The sequence below is a fragment of the Granulicella sibirica genome, assembly GCF_004115155.1.
GTDB lineage: Bacteria > Acidobacteriota > Terriglobia > Terriglobales > Acidobacteriaceae > Edaphobacter > Edaphobacter sibiricus.
Genome location: NZ_RDSM01000003.1, coordinates 595104 through 612994, shown reverse-complemented (window position 1 = coordinate 612994; position 17891 = coordinate 595104). Strand labels below are relative to the sequence as shown.

Sequence of the window (17891 nt, the reverse complement as noted above, 5' to 3'; positions counted from 1 at the left end):
CGCCAGGGTTCCGAACCACCAGGCCTTACAGGTAAGCCCGCATCATCTGCTGCCACCAGGGCCAATCATGCCCGGTGTTATCGCCCCATACATCCAGCCGGCACGGAATTCCCTTATCCCGGAGAATCCGGCCCATCTCTTCATTCGACGCCCAGCACTGGTCATGGACCCCCGTCGCCAGAATGTACGTGTTCCCCCGGTACCGGTCGAAGTACCACCCGTCATGCTGGTTCGGAATGTAGTGCGTTGGCGTCTGCATGTAGACATCGTTGTTATAGAAGCCGCCCAGGAAGAACGTCATGTCGAACATACCGCTCATCGACAAACAGGCCGTGAAGATGTCGGGATGGCGCAGCGCGAAGTTCAGTGCGTGATACCCGCCAAAGCTGCACCCCAGCGTTGCGATCTGCGGGTTCCAGTTCTCCCCGCGCACAAATGGAATCGCCTCATGAATGATGTAGTTCTCATATTGAACCTGCCGCGCGATCCGCCAGTCCGGTCCAACGCCCCGGTTGTACCAGCTCTCCGAGTCGACCGAATCCACGCAGAAGAGCTGAATCTCTCCCCGGTCGATTTTGTCCGCGATCGTCCCCACCATGTTGCGGTCTTCAAACTCGTAAAACCGAGCCTGCGAGGTCGGAAAAACCACGATGGGAAGCCCCGCGTGCCCAAAGACCAGAAGCTCCATATCGCGCCCCAGTGAAGGGGAAAACCACTTCCTGTAATCGCGTCGCATTCGCCCCCTCTGCTAGTCTGATGAAGCCATCCTAGCGCACCGGAGTTCAGTTCTGAAATCGCACCGATCCAAGCCGGATCAACCACATACCTTACCGGCTTCCCCCCTCACCCCCTCCGACGTCGCTCCCGCAGCCCCCCGCCCCGGCCCCACCTTCACCCTAATGGAAGCCCCCGAATCCGACTTCGACGGCGAACCTGACCTAAAACCCGCCCTCCAGAACTGGAGCTTTCACTCGAACTTCCTTCCGATCCCTGAAGAGCGCATTCTCACCGTCCACCTGCCCCCGCAGTACGACGAAGACCCCACCCGCCGCTTCCCCGTCTTCTATCTCCACGACGGCCAGAACCTCTTCGATCCCCGCCTCTCCTACGTTCCCGGGCGCACCTGGCAGGCCGACGCGACCGCCGACCGCCTCTCCCTCGCCGGCGAGTGCGAGCCTGTCATCCTCGTCGGCATCGCCAACGCCGGTCTCCGCCGCATGGCCGAGTACACCCCCACCCGCGACGCCCGCATGGCTGGCGGGGAAGGGCATACCTACGGCCGCGTCCTCATGAAAGAGATCAAGCCCTTCATCGACCGCACCTACCGCACCCAGCCCTCAGCTGCGACGACCGGCCTCGGCGGATCGTCCCTGGGCGGACTCATCAGTCTTTACCTCGGCCTCCAACACCCCAGGATCTTCGGCAAGCTCGCAGTCATGAGCCCCTCTATCTGGTGGGACCACCGCAGCATCCTTACCTTCGTCGGCTCCGCCATCCCCAAGCCCGCGCTCCGTATCTGGCTCGACATGGGCACCGCCGAAGGCCTCCGCCACCTCCGCGACACCGATCTCCTCCACAACCGCCTCGTCAAACTAGGCTGGCGCGACAACGTCGACCTTGCCTACCAGCGCGTCTCCGGAGCGGTCCACGACGAGCTCGCGTGGGCCGCCCGTTTCCCCGACGTCCTCCGCTTTCTCTTCCCTCCCCGATAAGACCTGTTTTTCGAGCGAGATAGCCTCACCACGCACGTCTCGCGCCAAGTCGCCAAAGCGACAGTCAGGGAGGCTCAGACTATGTATGGTGAGCTTTGAGGTGCGAAAGATGACTACCTCATTCCCTGCACTGGGCTCCTCCGTCGTCATGTACGCAAGGATCTCACTCTTCTCAACACCCGGGCATGGATTCTCCGCAGTGAGAGCTTCCTCGTTCAATGCGCCTCCGAGTACGCCGCAGCCGAAGAACTCATCTTCGAGAACCGCGGTGATGTCGTGGTCCTGTGCCACAGAGTCTTATCCGCCGACCGCGAAAGCCTCCGGAGTGCCCTCCGGGAAATCCGTCCGCTCATCAAGTGTCTTCTCCTCATCGCCTCGGTCGCCATCCACGACCTGACGCCGAACGAACTCTCCATCGAGACCATTAACGGTCCAACCGCACTCATCATCGCGCTGAACCAGATGACCGGTCGACACGGAACACTCGAGTCAGGTCAGCCGAGACTAAGCAGCTTTCGCCGCGGGTAGCTCGAACTCACGGTCGAAAAATCGCTGTTCTGGTTTGCGCAATCGCCAAAACTCGGCGATACTTAGTTGTTGGGTTCCGCAGGGCTCTGCCTTGGCCTACGTGTCGGCATGCAGTCCTCCTCACGACCCAATAATCGATCCCGCATCCGGTCGGTCGATTACCCAAGCTTCCCCTACCGGTCTTTACATATTCGTTGTGAAAGGTAATACCCAAGTGTTGATGATCCGTCTGGCGCGCGTTGGAGCGCGCAAGCAGCCCCACTACCGCATTGTTGTCATCGAAAAAGACCGCGCCCGCAATGGCCGTTCGGTTGAAGTCGTCGGAACCTACAATCCCCGAACCAACCCGGCTACCGTCAACCTCAAGCGCGACCGCATCGACTACTGGACCGGGAATGGCGCCCAGCTCTCTGACCGCGTCGGCAAGCTCCTTGCCCAGGCGCCCGCAGTGGAAGTCCCTGTAACCGCATAAGTTACCTGGGTCACCTCACAGCTCTGACTGGCGTCGGGAAATCTTCGGCTGAACGTGTGAAATGTCTCAAGACTTACAAGGGCTTAGCGTAAACTTCGGCTGTGGGCTCGCCCCAAAACGAGTTCTCCGCATCATACTTGTTGTATAGGGTGATGTGGCCGAAACGCCATCTAGCGTTATACGCCGGAAGACCCCGCACGAGACGGGGCAAAGGCTTCAGCGCGTGCGTCAGGCGCTACTCCCATGAGGTGTGTTAGATGACTCAGCCGTCCTCGCCTGACTCTCAGGCGGACATTGTGCAAGGTATGCAAAAGCTCGTACTGGAGATCGCACGCGCGCTCGTCGATGAGCCCGAATCGGTCTCTGTCGAGGTTGTTGCAGACCAAGACTCCACTTCAACCGTCCTCCGCCTCCGCGTCTCACAAAAAGACGTTGGAAAGCTTATTGGCAAACAAGGCCGCACAGCCCGCTCTCTTCGCACCATCCTCGGCGCCGCCAGTATGAAGCTGCATCACCGCTTTGCACTGGATATTCTCGAACACGGAGAGGCTCCAAGAATGACCCCCGCCAACCTCCCAGCTCGCGATGAGCAGGACCTCTAATCGATTTTGAAACCTTCCAAACCTGGACTATCCAACCCAGGACTACCGCATCCTGACGGCATGGAGACCACCCCAACCACGGCAACCGATGCGCTCAACGCCCCTCAAGCGTCGTCCTGGCTCCTCCTTGCTCACATCCTGCGTCCCCAGGGACGCAAGGGTGAGGTCCTCGCAGATCTCTTCACCGACTTCCCCGAACGATTCGATGGCGAACCACGCGTCTTCCTTGCTAAGCCAGGCTTCACCGGTCCCGCCTCCGAGGCACGCCCCGCCACCATCACCAGCTTCTTCCTTCCCGTGGGCAAGAACAGCGGTCGCATCGTTCTGCATCTCGCGGGAATCGATTCGATCACCCAGGCGGAGACCCTCGCCAACCTCGAGGTCATCGTCCCCCACGAAGAGCGCCTCGAGGCCGAAGAAGACGCCTCCTACATCAGCGATCTCCTCGACTGCCAGGTCTACGACGTCCCCGACTCCCCAGACCAGTCTCCCGTCTTCATCGGCACAGTCGACGACGTCCACCTCCCCACCACTCCCGACGGCGCCCGCCGCCTCGAAGAAGCCGCACCCCTCCTCGCCGTGCTCTCCCCATCCGGCAACGAGATCCTCATCCCCTTCGTCAAGGCCTACCTCCTCTCCATCGATGCAGATTCCAAGCGCATCCTGATGCGCCTCCCGCCCGGCCTCCTCGAAGTCAACGCCTAGCCGCGCTGCCGCCAAGCCCTCAGCTGAATAGCAACGAACAAGGGCGCTGATAGCCTCACCGTCGGCTAGGGTGGGAGTGTAAGCCGCCCAATCGCTGCCGTCGCTCCTCTGTGAGCCAAACCGGCTCCCAACCTAAAATAAAAAGCGGCCCATGCGCATCGACATCCTCACCATCTTCCCGGACTTCTTCGCCGGCCCCCTCGACCACGGCGTCCTCCGCCGCGCGAGCATGAACGGCACCGTCGGCATCCACCCCATCGACCTCCGAACCTTCACCCACGACCGCCACCGCACCGTCGACGACCGCCCCTTTGGTGGAGGCGAAGGCATGCTTCTCAAGCCCGAGCCCATCTTCGACGCCATCGAATCCCTCGCCGTCACCCCAAAGGAAACCCGCGACCTGGCCCGCGAGACAGTCATCCTGCTCTCCCCGCAGGGCCGCCCCTTCGACCAGACAGTCGCCCACGAACTAGTCTCACTCGACCGGATCGTCCTTATCTGCGGCCGTTACGAAGGCGTCGACGAACGCGTCAACACCCTCCTCTGCGACCGCGAGCTCTCCATCGGCGACTACGTCCTCTCCGGCGGCGAACTCGCGGCAGCTGTCATCATCGACACCGTTGTCCGCCTCCTCCCCGGCGTCCTCGGCAACCCCGACTCCAACCGCTTCGAAAGCTTCGGAGCCCCGGACTCCGCCGCCGACGCTGAAACCCTCGACGGCCTTCCCCGTTCCACCCACGGCTCCGGCGGCCTCCTCGACTACCCCCAGTACACCCGCCCCGCCGACTTTCGCGGAGCCAGCGTCCCCGAGGTCCTTACCGACGGCAACCACGACCTCATCCGGCAGTGGCGCCGCCGAGCCATGCTTGAGAAGACCCTGAAAAACCGCCCCGATCTCCTGGTGACGGCGCACCTCACCAAGGCCGATCGGAAGATCCTCGAAGAGCTCCGCTCGGAACATCTCGCCGAAAACTCAGACGACTAGGGCGTCTTCGACTGCAGCATGGCCACCGTAGCCTTCGGGTTGATCAGATGCCGCCGCCCATCCGGGCTGGCATCGGCTCCCTTCTCCATCAAAGCGATTGCCTTCTCCGGAGTCAGGCTCGGATCGAGCGCGAACAGCTTCGCCGCAAGGTTCACCACGTTCGGCGATGCCATCGAAGTTCCCGACTCCTTCAAACGCGTCCCGCCAGGCACAAAGCTCTCCACCTGGAACCCGTCCGCGTCCAGCACCACTGTCGTCCCGTAACTGGTAAATGACGTCTCGTCCCCCGCCTGGTCCACCGCACCGACCGTAATCAGGTTCGGCAGTATCAGCGAAGCTGGAACATCCCCGTTGAAGCCCGGATTACTGTCCGAGTTACCGGCGGCGCACACGAACAACGTTTCCGGAGCCCTCTTGATCGCCCCCTCGACCGCCTCCCGCCAAATCGCATATACCTGCGCGGCCATCTGCTTCCGCACCGATGGATCCTTCTCCGTGCTTGCTTTCGCCAGCCAGTCCTCGAACTCGCTCTGGCTGTCTGACCAGCTCATATTCACCACCCGCACGTGGTGCTCGCGGAAGTAGTCCCCGATCTGCACGAAATCCGCCTTGAACGTATTCGCCCACTCGACAGTAGGAGCAAACGGAAGATACTCGATCCCGTCATCGAACTGCGCCACCACGAGCCGCGCCGCCGGATTCCCTTTCACCGCAATCCCCGCTACGTGCGTCCCATGCATCCACTGTGACAGGAAGGTGCTGGTCTTCTGTTCCGCCGCAAGCTGGTCAGGAGGAGTCGTCTTTAAATCCTCCCGAAACTTCGCCGCCAGGGGCGAGTCGATCCCATCGACCATGTCGTTCCGCCCTCGGCGGATCTCGAGCGCCCGCGGGTAGAACGCCTTCTGCTCCGCCGACAACGGCTGCAGATCGCCGTTATACAGCTTCCCCTGCTGGTCGAAGGCAAGCCCATGCGGGCTATGCATCCCGGGCTTGGGATCCACGTAGAGCTGCCCCGGATACAGCGACGTATCCACCCCGGAGTCCCATATCCCGATCAGCACCGGCGTCAGCGTCGCAGCGCTCCCAAAGCTCACATCCCGAGCCGCCCAGATATCCGGCTTGGCTGCATTGTTCGTCTTGATATAAGCCGCCAGCGTGTTGACGATGGTCTCCTTCACCGGATAGCGGTCCTTCAGAACCGTCCGCAGCAGCACAAGGCTCTGCGCCATCCTGAAGTCTAGGCTCTTCGTCTTCGTCACCGCCGGATCCATGCTGGCCTTCACGCTCCCGATCAGTACATCCGGTGTCAGCGTGGAATACTGCGCACGCGACTGCTTCACCCGATCCTGCACCGCCGCCCACGGCAGCCCATCCACCGTCCCCTTGAACTCCTTAGCGAATGCAGCCTGGAATGCCGGCCCGCTCGCCGCTCCCGAGTCCTTCTCCGCCTTCAGAATCTCTCGCGTAATCAGCCCCGACGACACCCGCGTCTGCGGCTTCTCCTCCAGATCACGAACCTTATCGAGCGTAGCCAGCCCGCCGTCGACGTCACCCGTCAGAAGCTGCACATCCACCTTCGTTCCGAGCAACCCGCGCAGCGTAGCTTTGTCGTCGATCGCGTATCCCGCAAGCAAGCCATCGACATCCGCTCCCACCTTCCGCGCAAACGCCAGAAACACCGCATCGTCCGCCACCAGAAGCTCGCTCGCCGTCCCCGAAATCGGGTAGCTGAACCGCGGAAGATCAGTTTCGCTCTTCACCGCTTTTTTTCCATCGGAATCTTGAGCCCCACAAAAAACCGACCCCATGAGGATCGCCACACCAAGAAGGGCACCAACAATCAGTCCCCTTGCTACACGCTCCGTCGACACACGCAACATCGAAAATCCTCCAGGCGCATTCAGCCAACCACAGGCTCGCTTCGCGCGCGAGGAAATTGTGAATACGCGGAGCAAAACATTTCATTCCACCTACAGAGAATTACCTGAACAAGGCGGAGTGTTCCCACAGAGCACCGATTGCCGCGGAGCCATCGTCTCCGAAGTCCTTCCCGACGGCAACCACGGGCCCATCCGCCAGTGGTGCCGCGCCATGCTCGAAAAAACCCTCAAGAACCGGCCCCGACCTTGCTCGCCAAAGCCGACCTGACCAAAGCCGACCACAAGATCCGCTGCGCCCGGAAATAATCACCGGTGCAAGCAGGCTAGTCATCGTCATCGTCGCCGTTGAACTTCATCGCGACCTTCACCAGAGGACCCGGCGGTAGAACTCTGTCCTCACCCGGATAGGGCCGATTCCAGCCCGTCGTCGCATACCAGGTCACGTGATTGAGAAAGTTCGGATCGACCGAGTCGGCCTTATCGTACTTGTTCTTCATCACCTTGCCGGTCGCCTTCAGCCACGCCTTCTCGACCTGGCTATAGGAAGCGACCGTACCCTCCGGAAGCCCTGGCCCCTGATCCAAAGGAATGGTAGCCCGCAGACAATCGTACGGCGTCAGGTCCGGTTTATTCTGGAACGCGTCGAACATCGGCGACGCCACCAGGTCGAACTGCGTCAGCGGCTTCGCCCCCAGGATGTTCTCGATCGTGCGGTTGATGTTCTCCGCCGTATAGGTCGTGTGAATCACCTTCCCCTGCCCCGGAACCTGCGATGCAGCCGTATATGGGCTCATGACAAACACCGGCTGCCGATGCCCATCCACGTGGTCCGGTCCTCCCTGCGAGTCGTCCTCCTCGACGAAGATCGCGGACTTGTCCCAGACCTTACTGTGGCTGATCGCCTCCACCATCCGGCCCAGCGCGAGATCGTTATCCGCCTGGTAGTTGATCGGCAGGGGATGCCCCTTCGACGTGCCGGCGGTATGGTCATTCGGCAGCCATAGAATCGTCAGATTCGGCACCTGGCCAGCCCCATCCATCCGCTGAAATTCCTTGATCCAGTAATCGACACGGTATTGGTCCGGAATATCGAGATTGAACGGCGGAAAGTGCGGATCCATGATCTTCGCCGCGGACGGAATCGCCGAACTCACATGAATCGCATCATCCGGAACGACGCAATCAGACGCCGGTGCCTTCCCTTCCTTGCATCGCGAAGTTTTATAAAAATCGGTCCAAGTGTAGGCCGAGCCATCCGGCTTGCGAGCGATCGTGGTGCCGCTGCTCCACTCCCCATAGAGCCTTGCAGTGAGCCCCATGGCGGCGATTTCAGTCCAAAGAAAACCCTTCGGCGTGTTCGTCAGCGCATCCTCTGCCTGCCCTCCCGGATACGAGCGGATCCAGTCCGGCGACAGGATATCGTTCGAGTAAAACGACCCAGACATGCCGATCCACGGATGCCCATCCGCCGACTGCCGGCTAGGCGCATAGACGTTGTCCAGCAGCGGGAATCGCTGCACCATCGCATGCTGATTCGGCACTGCCGACGCAAACACCGCAAGCTCTTTCGAGCCGTTCCCCCAGGCAACATCACCCAGCATCTGGTCGTAGGTCCGGTTCTCCTTGATGATCAGAAAAACATGCTTGATCAGCGACGGCTCGCCGATATGCTTAGGAATCGCCACAGGCGCCGCCTTCGGATCGACAAACTCCTTGCCGACTTCGATATTGGTCGTCAGGTTCCAGTGGTTGTTCTCGAACACCTGCTTGCTCGATCGCGCCAGCACGCTCGCATCCGGCTCGGGAATCAGGTTCACGACACCCATGTCGGCATGCGTGTTGTATCCCACGGCGCCGTTTGTAAGCGTCGTGCTTCCACGCGATCCCAGGCCTTTGTCATCCGCAATCACAAGCAGCTTCTGCGCCTTGTCGTAGCTGATCGAAGTAGGAAAGTACGCCGTCGGGATGTACCCGATTACCGGCTTCGCATCGCGCCCTTGAAGATTGACGACAGCCACTGCATTCGCTTGCCCGAGCGTCACATAGGCTCTCCCGTCCTCGGTCACCGCAACTCCGTTCGGCCCGGAGCCGAAAGCGCCTCCCGCGATCGGAACACTGAGATCGATCGTTCGTACTACCGCATCGGTCTGGAGATCGATGATCGACAGGCTATCGCTGTACGCGTTCGCCACGTAGAGGCGGGGGCCCGCAATCGTCATTCCCGCCGGATGAAGCCCGACCGTGATCTCCTTGACCTGCTTGCCCGCAGTCAGATCCACAATCGATACAGTGCCGGTGAGCGTATAGGCATCCGTCCGATCCACCACGATCGCCGTTCCATCGGAATCGTTGGTGAAGTCTTGCGCCGTCGCCGCCCGCCCACCCTCATTGCTCACATACGCGAAGTTCCCCCGGACGACGACGCTGTTGGGCACATTGCCGACAGGAATCTGCGCGATAAGCTTCGCTGGAGAAGCACCCAGATCGATCACACCAAGCGTATTCGCTGCATTCAACGCGACGTACGCTCGTTTGCCGTCACTCGAAAACGCAATGCCGCCGGGATTGATCGCCTTCGCATTGTGATAAACACGGCCATCCTTCGGCGGTGGCGGCAGAGTTACCCTCTGCTCATCGCTGAGAAGCCCCGTCTTCCTGTCCACCTTCGCGATCGATACGTAGTTATTGTCCTGGCTGAAGAGCAGTTTCGATCCATCGGAAGAATACGTAATCCCGGCGAACGAGCCAGCCGCCCGATCTTTGGCCGAGGGATCGGTGCCCGGCAGAAAGCGCTGCAGCACCTGACCGGTCAACGTGTCGAAGACGATGATCGGCTCCGGCGATCCCATCAGCAGCACCGCGGCAGTGTGCGCGGCCTTCGCGGGGTTGAGCGCAATCGCCTTCGCCCGCACCGGAGAGCCCAGATCGATGAGCTTTCCGGCCGGTGTCAGGGTCTGGTTATCCGAGACAACGATGGATCCGTCTCGCTGCGGGCCCACGGTCCGCTCAGGGCTATCCACCCGCGATTTCTCTCCGTGCCCGTCTTCCGTGTTCTTCCGGTTGCCGAGGGTTTCATCCTTCGGAGGAGCCACATTGAAGTCCGAGCTTCCCGGCTGGGGCTGCGGCGTCTGGGCAAACGTCAGAAGCGAGCCAGCGAGCATCGACAGGGCGGCCGATTTCGCGGCGTGACGGGTGAAGGCAACGATTGAACGCACGTGGTGACCCCTCTGACCCGTATATACACCAGCGCCGGAGAACTGCGATGACAAACGGCAGCCGAGAAAGAGCAGCGACGAATTACCTGAACAAAACGGAGTGTCCCCACAGACTCCCACCCCTACAATCACCCCATGCCACCCGAAAGCCCACAAGCATGACCACCAGGTCCGTTCTCCAGATCCTCCTCCTCTCCGCCGTCTGGGGCGTGTCCTTCCTCCTCATTCGCATCTCCGGCGAAGCCTTCCCCCCACTCTGGATTGCCATGATGCGCGGCTCACTCGGAGCCCTCCTGCTTTGGAGCGCGCTCTTCCTCACCGGCCATAAGCCACCGGCGCGCAAACATCTTCCCTGGCTCCTCCTCGTCGCGCTCTTCAACAACGCCATCCCCTTCACCTGCTTCGCCTGGGGCGAGCAGGTCGTCCCAAGCAACACCGCCTCCGTCCTCAACGCCACCACACCCATCTGGACGCTCCTTCTCACCCTGGCCGTCTATCGCACGCGCATCGGCTGGAACGTCATCGGCGGCGTCATCCTCGGCTTCGCCGGGGTCGTTCTCGTAGTCCTCAACCAGTCCGCCACCATGCCCGTTAGCGTCACCCACGCGCAGTTCCTTCGCGGCATCCTCCTCATCTCCACCGGAGCCCTCGGCTACGCCATCGCCGCCGTCATCGCCAAGGCAAAGCTCCAGGGCGTCGACCCCATCGGCATCGCCGCCTGCCAGCTCGGCTTCGCTGCCCTCATGGTCGCGCCGCTCGCCCTTACCCTTGGCCATCCCACGAACCTTCATCTGGCCAACTGGCTCGCCATCATCGTCCTCGGCTTCGCCGGAAGCGGACTCGCCTATCTCCTCTTCTTCCATCTCCTTACCACCATCTCCGCCACCCACGTCGTAGCCGTCACCTACCTCCTGCCCATCTGGGGAGTCTTCTGGGGCTTTATCGCCCATGAGCACGTAGGCCCGGGCACGTTCCTTGGCGTCGGCATCACCATCGTGGGACTCGGCCTCATGAACCTCCGCCGCGGACCCGCCGCCGCGCCCGCCACAGCCTCGCGCCCGCAAGCCGAAGAGGCCCGCTCTTGACTTCCCTGCTATAATTCCCTCAGGAATAGCGGAAGTCCGGCTGCATATCGCGCCACTCGAAGTCCGAAGCTAAGTTGAATGTTTCGAAGACTTTAGGACTTTCCTACCCAGGTGGGGAGTATAGACCTCTGCCCCTCAGCAATCCCGCTCGTCCAGAAAACAGGCCGAAATGGTGTACACTGAGAAACGACTTCAGTAGCGAGAAAGCAGTTCCATGTCCATTCATCCAATCATGCAGAAACTGGCCGCGAAGCTCGAGCGGACCGATCTCCCCGCGTTTGCCCCCGGCGACACCGTCCGCGTTCAGGTCAAGATCAAGGAAGGCGAGAAAGAGCGCCTCCAGGCCTTCGAAGGCATGGTCATCGCCAGCCGCAAGGGCCCCCAGGGCACATTCACCGTCCGCAAGATGTCCTTCGGACAGGGCGTAGAGCGCATCTTCCCCTACAACTCCAAGGTAGTGGACAAGGTCGAGAAGATCCGCTCCTACGAAGTTCGCCGCGCCAAGCTCTTCTACCTCCGCGGCCTCCGCGGCAAGGCAGCCCGCTTGCGCGAGGTCGCCCGCGCCGTCTAACCCCTTTCGCTTCTCAAAAAAGCCACGGCCCCCGGTCGTGGCTTTTTCCTTTGCCGCCGCAGTTGCCCTTGCCTTTCTGGTTGTCATTCCCGAAGGGAATCTGCGTCCGTCTTCGCTTTACCCCGGTTTTCCGCCACTCCCCATCCGCTAAAGTAGAACCAGCATGCCGCCCAAAGCCAGCCCGGCCCAGAAGAAGGCGATCACCAAAGCCACAGCCAAGCAGCGCATGCTCAAGCAACTCATCTGCTCCAGCGCTCCCGAAGAAGCCCTCCGTTACCACGGTTACAAGCAGATTGCCGGAGTCGACGAAGTAGGCCGCGGAGCCCTCTTCGGACCCGTCGTCGCCGCCGCCGTCATCCTCCCCAAGACTGTCAACGCCCTCGCCAAAGCTGGCCTCAAGGACTCCAAGCAGCTCACCCGCGAAGAGCGGGAATCCCTCGACCGCCGCATCCGCCGCGTCGCCGTCGCCATCTCCATCGCCGAGGTCGACGCCGAGACCATCGATCGCATCAACATCTACCAGGCCACCCGCCTCGCCATGCTGAACGCCGTCCTCGGCCTCCCCATCCCCCCCGACCACCTCATCATCGACGCCATGCGCCTCGACCATCCCTGCGCCCAGACCAAGCTCTTCTATGGCGACGCCCTCTGCCTCTCCATCGCCGCCGCCTCCGTCGTCGCCAAGGTCCACCGCGACGCCCTCATGCGCGACCTCGACCTCACGCACCCGCAGTATGGCCTCGCCTCCCACAAGGGCTACGCCACTCCCGAACATCGCCGCGCCCTCACCCAGCACGGCCCCACCCCCCTCCACCGCCAGTCCTTCGCCCCCGTCCGCGCCTCCGACCCCAACGCCCCAGCGAACATCGACGAGCTCCCCGACATGGAAGAGCTCCTCTTCGAAGCCGAAGACTTGGAAGTAGTGGAATCAGGAGAAGCATGGCTCTGACAACCAGGAAGTCCCTAAGCGGACGCAAGCTGATGTGCATCGTGGCCCATCCCGACGACGAATGCTATGCCTTCGGTGGGGCTCTCGCCCTCGCAGCGGAAGAGGGCGTCGAGACCTACGTAATCTGCCTCACCGACGGCCAGGCCGCCACCAACCGTGGCGATGCCGCCACCAGCGAGCACCTCGGCCAGATGCGCCGCGACGAGTTCGCCGACTCCTGCAAGGTCCTCGGCGTCACCCGCCACGAGCTTCTCGACTACCAGGACGCCCAGCTCGAGTTCGCCGACTTCTCCCGCACCGCTTGCCTCCTCGTCGAGCGCATCCGCGCCTTCCAGCCTGACGTTGTCCTCACCTTCAACTCCGACGGCGGCCTCAACACCCATCCCGACCACGCCATGGTCTCCTGCTTCGCCAGCACCGCCTTCCACTGGGCCGCCTCCGCCAAACGCTTTCCGGGTGCCGGCCCCATCTTCGCCCCGAAGCGCCTCTTCCACGTCAGCACAAACTACTTCCTGCCCGAGCGTCCCGCGCCCCTGCCCCCGCCCTACAACATCGTCCTCGACATCCGGTCCGTCTTCGAGACCAAGCTCGAAGCCTTCCGACAGCACACCTCTCAGGCCCCTCTGATGGAAAAGACAAAAGCCATCTTCGCTGAGCACGGCCACAGCGAGTACTACACCCTCGCCGCCGCCATCGACCCCCAGCCCGCTCCCCACCTCACCAGCCTCTTCGAGGGCCTCTAGCCAACACCTCACTCGGCCCCGCTGGTTGTCTCTCCCTTGGCCGTTGCCCTTCTGGTTGTCATTCCGAAGAGAAGCTACGTCTAGCTTTGCCTCTTCCCAGCCAAGACCAAGGGCGCCCCACCTTCGGCGAAGCCTAAGGTGGGAGCCCATACAGCCTGGTCCGGCTCACCCAAACCCATCTCCCCTTACCGCACCTGAAACTCCGGCGACCCCATCACCAGCGCCGTCAGCAGATTCAGCCTCTCCGCGTCCCCAATCCCCGCCTGCCCCTCCACCTGCTTGTGAATCAACTCATTCGTCTTGGCTGAAACACCCCCGCCAATCAACGTATTCTCAAGTACCCCAAGCACCACATCCACACCCTGTTCTGTACCCGGAGTAAACCCGACAGGCTGAGCCGAAGCCGCCGGCTGCGCCATCAACCCAAGCGCAAGCACATGCGGCGAGTCGAACTTCTGATTCGAAAACTTGTTATTCGTAAGCTGATACGCGAAGTTCAGCCGGTCCACCAGAGCGCTCGAGTTCATCCACTGCTCCGCCGTAATGTAATACCCGGTAGGAGGCAGCGCATAAAAGAGCGGCATCCCCATCGTCTTCGCCGTATTCACCAGCGCCCCCGGATTCGAAGGATCAGTAGCCGTAGTCCGGAACGCCGAGGCAAGATACTCTACCGGCGTCTTCACCTTGTTCCGGAAGTACTTCTTCGAGTTGAACTCCGGCGAACCCGCCAGCGTCCGCAGCACCGCCTTGATGTCCCCATCGCTGCTCATATAAGTAGCCGCCATCCGGTCCACCAGCCCCGCCGGAGGATCGTCCGCCACGAACCGCTGTGCCAGCTTCCACGAGATGAAGTGCGCCGTCTTCGGCGAAGCAGCCAGAATACCCAGCGCCTGCACTCCCTCCTGCATCCCCGCATCCGGAACCGCATGCCCGAACCACTGCTTCACCCCCGGCTCATGCTTTTTAGGATCGAACAGGAACCCACCCGCCCCTTGATAAGGCCGATCAACACCCCACCCCGTCAGGATCGCCGCCAGCGCCGTCACATCCGCCTGCGAATACCCGCCGCCCACCCCGACCGTATGCAGCTCCATGACCTCCCGGCCATAGTTCTCGTTGAGCCCTTTATTCCCCGGCTTCCCCCCAGGCTTCGCTGGAGCATTCGCCTTCGAATCCGGTCCGATCGACGTCCAGTTATCGAGATAAATCATCATCGCCGGGCTCATCGCCGTCGCCATCAGCAGATCGCGAAACTTCCCCAGCGCATTCTTCCGAATCGCATCCCGGTCATAGCTCGTCGTGTACCACTGGTCCGCATCCTTCCCCACGTATACGTTGAAGTGATTGAACCAGAAATCCGCCATCACCTCCTGCAATTGCCTCTCGGACAACACCGCCCGCACCATCTTCGCCTGCGCCAGCTCCTGCCCGATCTGGTAAGCCGAGTTCACATCCGCCGCCATCGCGGTAAACGTCTCGCGCTCCCTCGGGTTGAAGTCCGCCAGCAGCTGGTTCCTCTGGTCCCCTTGCAGATAGCTCGTAAACGCGATCCTCTGCGCCACCGGCAGCTTGATCAGCGCCGCCATCCTCTGCTGCTTCGGCAGCGCAAACAGCTCACCCGCGATCCGTAAGGCCTCTGCCTGTCCCGCCTTCTTCGTCGCATCGATCTTAGCCGGGCTTGGATCAAACGATTTCTTTCCCGAGGCATCGACCTTGTTCTTCACCAGGTCGTCGTTGTACTTCCATACCTGAACCTCATACAGCGCCGCCAACTGCGGGTCCGCCGGATACGGCCTCAACCCCTTCGCCACCTGCTCCACTGCTCCCCGATCCGGAAACCGCAGCAGCACCTGGTCCGCCGTCAACCCAAGCGTGGGAAAGTCACCAAGCCTCTTCGCCAGAGCATCATCCTTGATCGCGGACGGATTCAACTGCTCCTCAAACCACTGATCCGGCCCCTCGGCCAAGACACGCTCGACCTCACCCGGTCGCGCCCCAAACGTAAACCGGTTCAGCATCTGCTGCGCCCGCTCCCGCGCCGTCAACGGAACCAGCACATCCTTTGGCACAGCCTTCGCCGAAGCAACAGGCTTCCCCACCGGCGCCTTCCGTCCCTGCCCAAACGAAGCCCCCACCACCCCCGCCAGCACCATGACACCAAGCGTTCGAGCGAACATGGCCCAGCCTCCTTCCAACATCCTCAACACCTTAGACCCTCCCCACCCAAGGGAAGTTGCGTCAGGCTGCCTTCACCGCCACCATCTTAGCCTTCCGCCGCTCATTCCAGACTGTCCAGACCACCCTCGCCCCAAGCAGCACCGCCAGCACAGCCGAGTCCTTCCACGGCGTCCTCACTCCCACCTTCACCATCCACCAGTAGTGAATGCACCCGGCAATCGCCGCCGCATAAACGAACCGGTGCAGCCTCTGCCAGTTCTTCCCACCCATCGCCCGCAGCATGAACGTCGGAGAAGTCACCGCCAGCGCCAGCAGAACCACCCACGCAAACAGACCTACCTGGATAAACTTCCGCTTCAGCACATCGTCCAGCATCGTTGGCCAGACCGCCTTCAACTGCGTACCGATCACCCCCAGGTGCCCTGCCCGCACCCCGTCCAGTGCCGCCTGCACATCGAATCCCGAGAACAGAAACACATAGGTCGAAAGATGCAGCGTCGCATAAACAAACGCATACAAGCCCAGCATCCGCCGAAACCGTATCAAATTCGAAAGCTTCGGACTAAGCCGTCTGATAGGCGTCACCGCCAGCGAAACAAACAGCCACCACAGCGCCCAGTCGCCCGTCCAGTGCGTCAGCGTATTCACCGGGTCCGCATCGTTCGCCAGCGCCCCCGACCGATAGGCATAGATCATCCCCATCAGCGGAAACAGGCAGATCAGGTGAACCAGGACTTTGACATAAGGAATCGCACGTGTAGGCATCGCGATCAGTCTACCGAAGCGCCAGTCTCTATCGCCCCCAAAACCGCCCTCTCATGCGAGGCATTCTCATCCACGATCGGCACAAACCCCATCCGCTCATACAGCCCCGCCGCATAGGGCGTCTCCGCCCGCAGCCGAACGATCGCATACCCCTTCGCCGCCTCAACCATCAAGGCCTTCACCAGCCCCTCGCCGATCCCCTGCCTCCGCCACGCCTTCCGCACGAAGATCCGCCGCAGCCGCCCCGTATCCGCCCGCCCCACGAACGGGTCCACGCTCAGTGCCCCAATCGCCACCAGTTCATCGACCACATACACCCCAAACAAACCCTCATGCGGCCCGTCGAACCGGTACTTCCCACTCTCCCAATCCGCAATCAGCTCATCGAGAAAGTCGAAACCCTCCGCCCCAGCCTCGGCGATCAACTCCTCCAGACCGCGCACCGGAGGCACGATCCTCCGCACCGTCCACGCCGCCACTAGTAGTTCTTCCTCAGATCCATCCCGTTGTACATCGAAGCTACCTGGTCCGAGTAGCCATTGAACATCTGCGTCGGCACCATATGCGGAAACACGCCCGTATCGATCCGCCTCTCCCTCGCCTGCGACCAGCGAGGATGATCCACCTGCGGGTTCACATTCGCATAAAACCCATACTCATTCGGAGCCGAGTCGTTCCACAGCGTCCTCGGCTGCTTATCCGTGAACTTGATCTGCACGATCGACTTCGCCCCCTTGAACCCATACTTCCACGGCGTAATCACCCGCACCGGAGCCCCATTCTGGTTCGGCAACGCCTCCCCATAGCACCCGAAGCAAAGCAGCGTCAGCGGATTCATCGCCTCATCCATCCGCAGCCCTTCGGAGTAAGGCCAGTCGAAGCCCCCAAGAATCTCCGGCATCTGCTTACGGTTCAGGTTCGAAATAAACTGCACATACTTCGCCGAAGGCAAAGGCTCGGCAAAGTTGATCAGCTCCGAGAGCGAGTACCCGTCCCACGGAATCACCATCGACCACGCCTCGACGCACCGATGCCGATAGACGCGGCTCTCCAGCGGCCGGTAAGCCATCAGGTCATCGATTCCCACGGTCTGCTGCTTCTTCACCATCCCCGTCAACTGAATCGTCCAGGGCCGCGTCTGCAGCGTATGCGCGTTATGTGAAGGGTCCGACTTATCCCCGCCAAACTCGTAAAAGTTATTGAACGTCGTCGCCTTCTGCATGGTGGTCTGCGTCTCGCTGACCATGTACTTGCTGTCGACGGTCTTCAGCTTGTTGTCCGCCCAGGCCCGCCCCGACAGCGCCGCGACACCAACCGCCGCGGCTCCCTTCAGGAAGCTCCGCCGCGTCTCCGTATTCTTCAAAAACGCATCCCGGGGAGTGATCTCCGACGAGTGAATCTCACCGCCCTTGCGAATCAACATGATGTTCCTTCCTTACAAACCACAGCCGGCGGACCACGCCATCCTTAGTGAGACGCGGCATCCGCTTCTAAAGTTACG

General features: G+C 61.4%; 17 protein-coding genes. 10 read left to right on the top strand and 7 right to left on the bottom strand.

All coding sequences use genetic code 11. The features are described 5' to 3' along the window. Window positions 1-25 precede the first annotated feature (25 nt). Window positions 26-688: an esterase family protein gene (locus tag GRAN_RS19100; RefSeq protein ID WP_338323456.1), complete on the bottom strand. Its 663-nt coding sequence runs from the start codon at window positions 686-688 to the stop codon at window positions 26-28. A gap of 211 nt (window positions 689-899) precedes the next feature. Between GRAN_RS19100 and GRAN_RS19095 the strand changes: the two genes are divergently transcribed. From GRAN_RS19095 to trmD, 6 genes are all read left to right on the top strand, one after another. Beyond that, window positions 900-1712 (top strand): alpha/beta hydrolase, encoded by an 813-nt coding sequence (locus GRAN_RS19095; protein ID WP_128914632.1) that lies wholly within the window; start codon window positions 900-902, stop codon window positions 1710-1712. Window positions 1713-1988: 276 nt separating this feature from the next. Continuing rightward, window positions 1989-2240, top strand: coding sequence for a hypothetical protein (locus GRAN_RS19090; RefSeq protein ID WP_128914631.1), 252 nt, complete (start codon window positions 1989-1991; stop codon window positions 2238-2240). Between the two features lie 220 nt (window positions 2241-2460). Further along, window positions 2461-2712, top strand: a complete 252-nt coding sequence (gene rpsP / locus GRAN_RS19085) for a 30S ribosomal protein S16 (protein ID WP_128914630.1) — start codon at window positions 2461-2463, stop codon at window positions 2710-2712. Between the two features lie 257 nt (window positions 2713-2969). Next, window positions 2970-3314 (top strand): KH domain-containing protein, encoded by a 345-nt coding sequence (locus tag GRAN_RS19080; protein WP_206662805.1) that lies wholly within the window; start codon window positions 2970-2972, stop codon window positions 3312-3314. 60 nt (window positions 3315-3374) lie between these two features. Further along, window positions 3375-4019 (top strand): ribosome maturation factor RimM, encoded by a 645-nt coding sequence (gene rimM, locus GRAN_RS19075; RefSeq protein WP_128914629.1) that lies wholly within the window; start codon window positions 3375-3377, stop codon window positions 4017-4019. 151 nt (window positions 4020-4170) lie between these two features. Further along, complete coding sequence (trmD, locus tag GRAN_RS19070) at window positions 4171-5004, top strand: tRNA (guanosine(37)-N1)-methyltransferase TrmD (protein WP_128914628.1); 834 nt, start codon at window positions 4171-4173, stop codon at window positions 5002-5004. Here trmD and GRAN_RS19065 read toward each other — a convergent pair. After that, window positions 5001-6764 carry a S8 family serine peptidase gene (locus GRAN_RS19065; RefSeq protein ID WP_161571063.1) on the bottom strand — a complete coding sequence of 588 codons (1764 nt, stop codon included), beginning with the start codon at window positions 6762-6764 and terminating at the stop codon, window positions 5001-5003. The genes trmD and GRAN_RS19065 overlap by 4 nt on opposite strands. 443 nt (window positions 6765-7207) lie before the next feature. Beyond that, on the bottom strand, window positions 7208-10099 hold the full coding sequence (locus GRAN_RS19060) for a bifunctional YncE family protein/alkaline phosphatase family protein (protein ID WP_128914626.1): 2892 nt from the start codon (window positions 10097-10099) through the stop codon (window positions 7208-7210). Between the two features lie 158 nt (window positions 10100-10257). Between GRAN_RS19060 and GRAN_RS19055 the strand changes: the two genes are divergently transcribed. The 4 genes from GRAN_RS19055 to GRAN_RS19040 all read left to right on the top strand — a co-directional run bounded on the left by GRAN_RS19055 (window position 10258) and on the right by GRAN_RS19040 (window position 13447). Then, entirely contained in the window at window positions 10258-11184 is a 927-nt protein-coding gene (locus GRAN_RS19055; protein ID WP_161571062.1) for a DMT family transporter, read from the top strand. A 214-nt stretch (window positions 11185-11398) separates the two neighbouring features. Beyond that, a complete protein-coding gene (gene rplS / locus GRAN_RS19050) occupies window positions 11399-11755 on the top strand; it encodes a 50S ribosomal protein L19 (protein WP_128914624.1) in 357 nt (118 codons plus the stop codon). A gap of 163 nt (window positions 11756-11918) precedes the next feature. Then, window positions 11919-12704 carry a ribonuclease HII gene (locus GRAN_RS19045; RefSeq protein WP_128914623.1) on the top strand — a complete coding sequence of 262 codons (786 nt, stop codon included), beginning with the start codon at window positions 11919-11921 and terminating at the stop codon, window positions 12702-12704. After that, the gene (locus GRAN_RS19040) at window positions 12695-13447 is read left to right on the top strand and encodes a PIG-L deacetylase family protein (protein WP_241655008.1); all 753 of its coding nucleotides are present in this window, start codon (window positions 12695-12697) and stop codon (window positions 13445-13447) included. Before GRAN_RS19045 ends, GRAN_RS19040 begins: the two co-directional genes overlap by 10 nt. A 185-nt stretch (window positions 13448-13632) precedes the next feature. Here GRAN_RS19040 and GRAN_RS19035 read toward each other — a convergent pair whose 3' ends face one another. The 4 genes from GRAN_RS19035 to msrP all read right to left on the bottom strand — a co-directional run bounded on the left by GRAN_RS19035 (window position 13633) and on the right by msrP (window position 17813). After that, the gene (locus tag GRAN_RS19035) at window positions 13633-15624 is read right to left on the bottom strand and encodes a DUF1800 domain-containing protein (RefSeq protein ID WP_241655007.1); all 1992 of its coding nucleotides are present in this window, start codon (window positions 15622-15624) and stop codon (window positions 13633-13635) included. A gap of 61 nt (window positions 15625-15685) precedes the next feature. Beyond that, window positions 15686-16390 (bottom strand): protein-methionine-sulfoxide reductase heme-binding subunit MsrQ, encoded by a 705-nt coding sequence (locus GRAN_RS19030; protein ID WP_128914622.1) that lies wholly within the window; start codon window positions 16388-16390, stop codon window positions 15686-15688. A 5-nt stretch (window positions 16391-16395) separates the two neighbouring features. After that, window positions 16396-16869, bottom strand: a complete 474-nt coding sequence (locus GRAN_RS19025) for a GNAT family N-acetyltransferase (protein WP_128914621.1) — start codon at window positions 16867-16869, stop codon at window positions 16396-16398. Further along, entirely contained in the window at window positions 16869-17813 is a 945-nt protein-coding gene (msrP, locus tag GRAN_RS19020) for a protein-methionine-sulfoxide reductase catalytic subunit MsrP (protein ID WP_128914620.1), read from the bottom strand. The genes GRAN_RS19025 and msrP overlap by 1 nt, the downstream gene beginning before the upstream one ends. Window positions 17814-17891 lie beyond the last annotated feature (78 nt).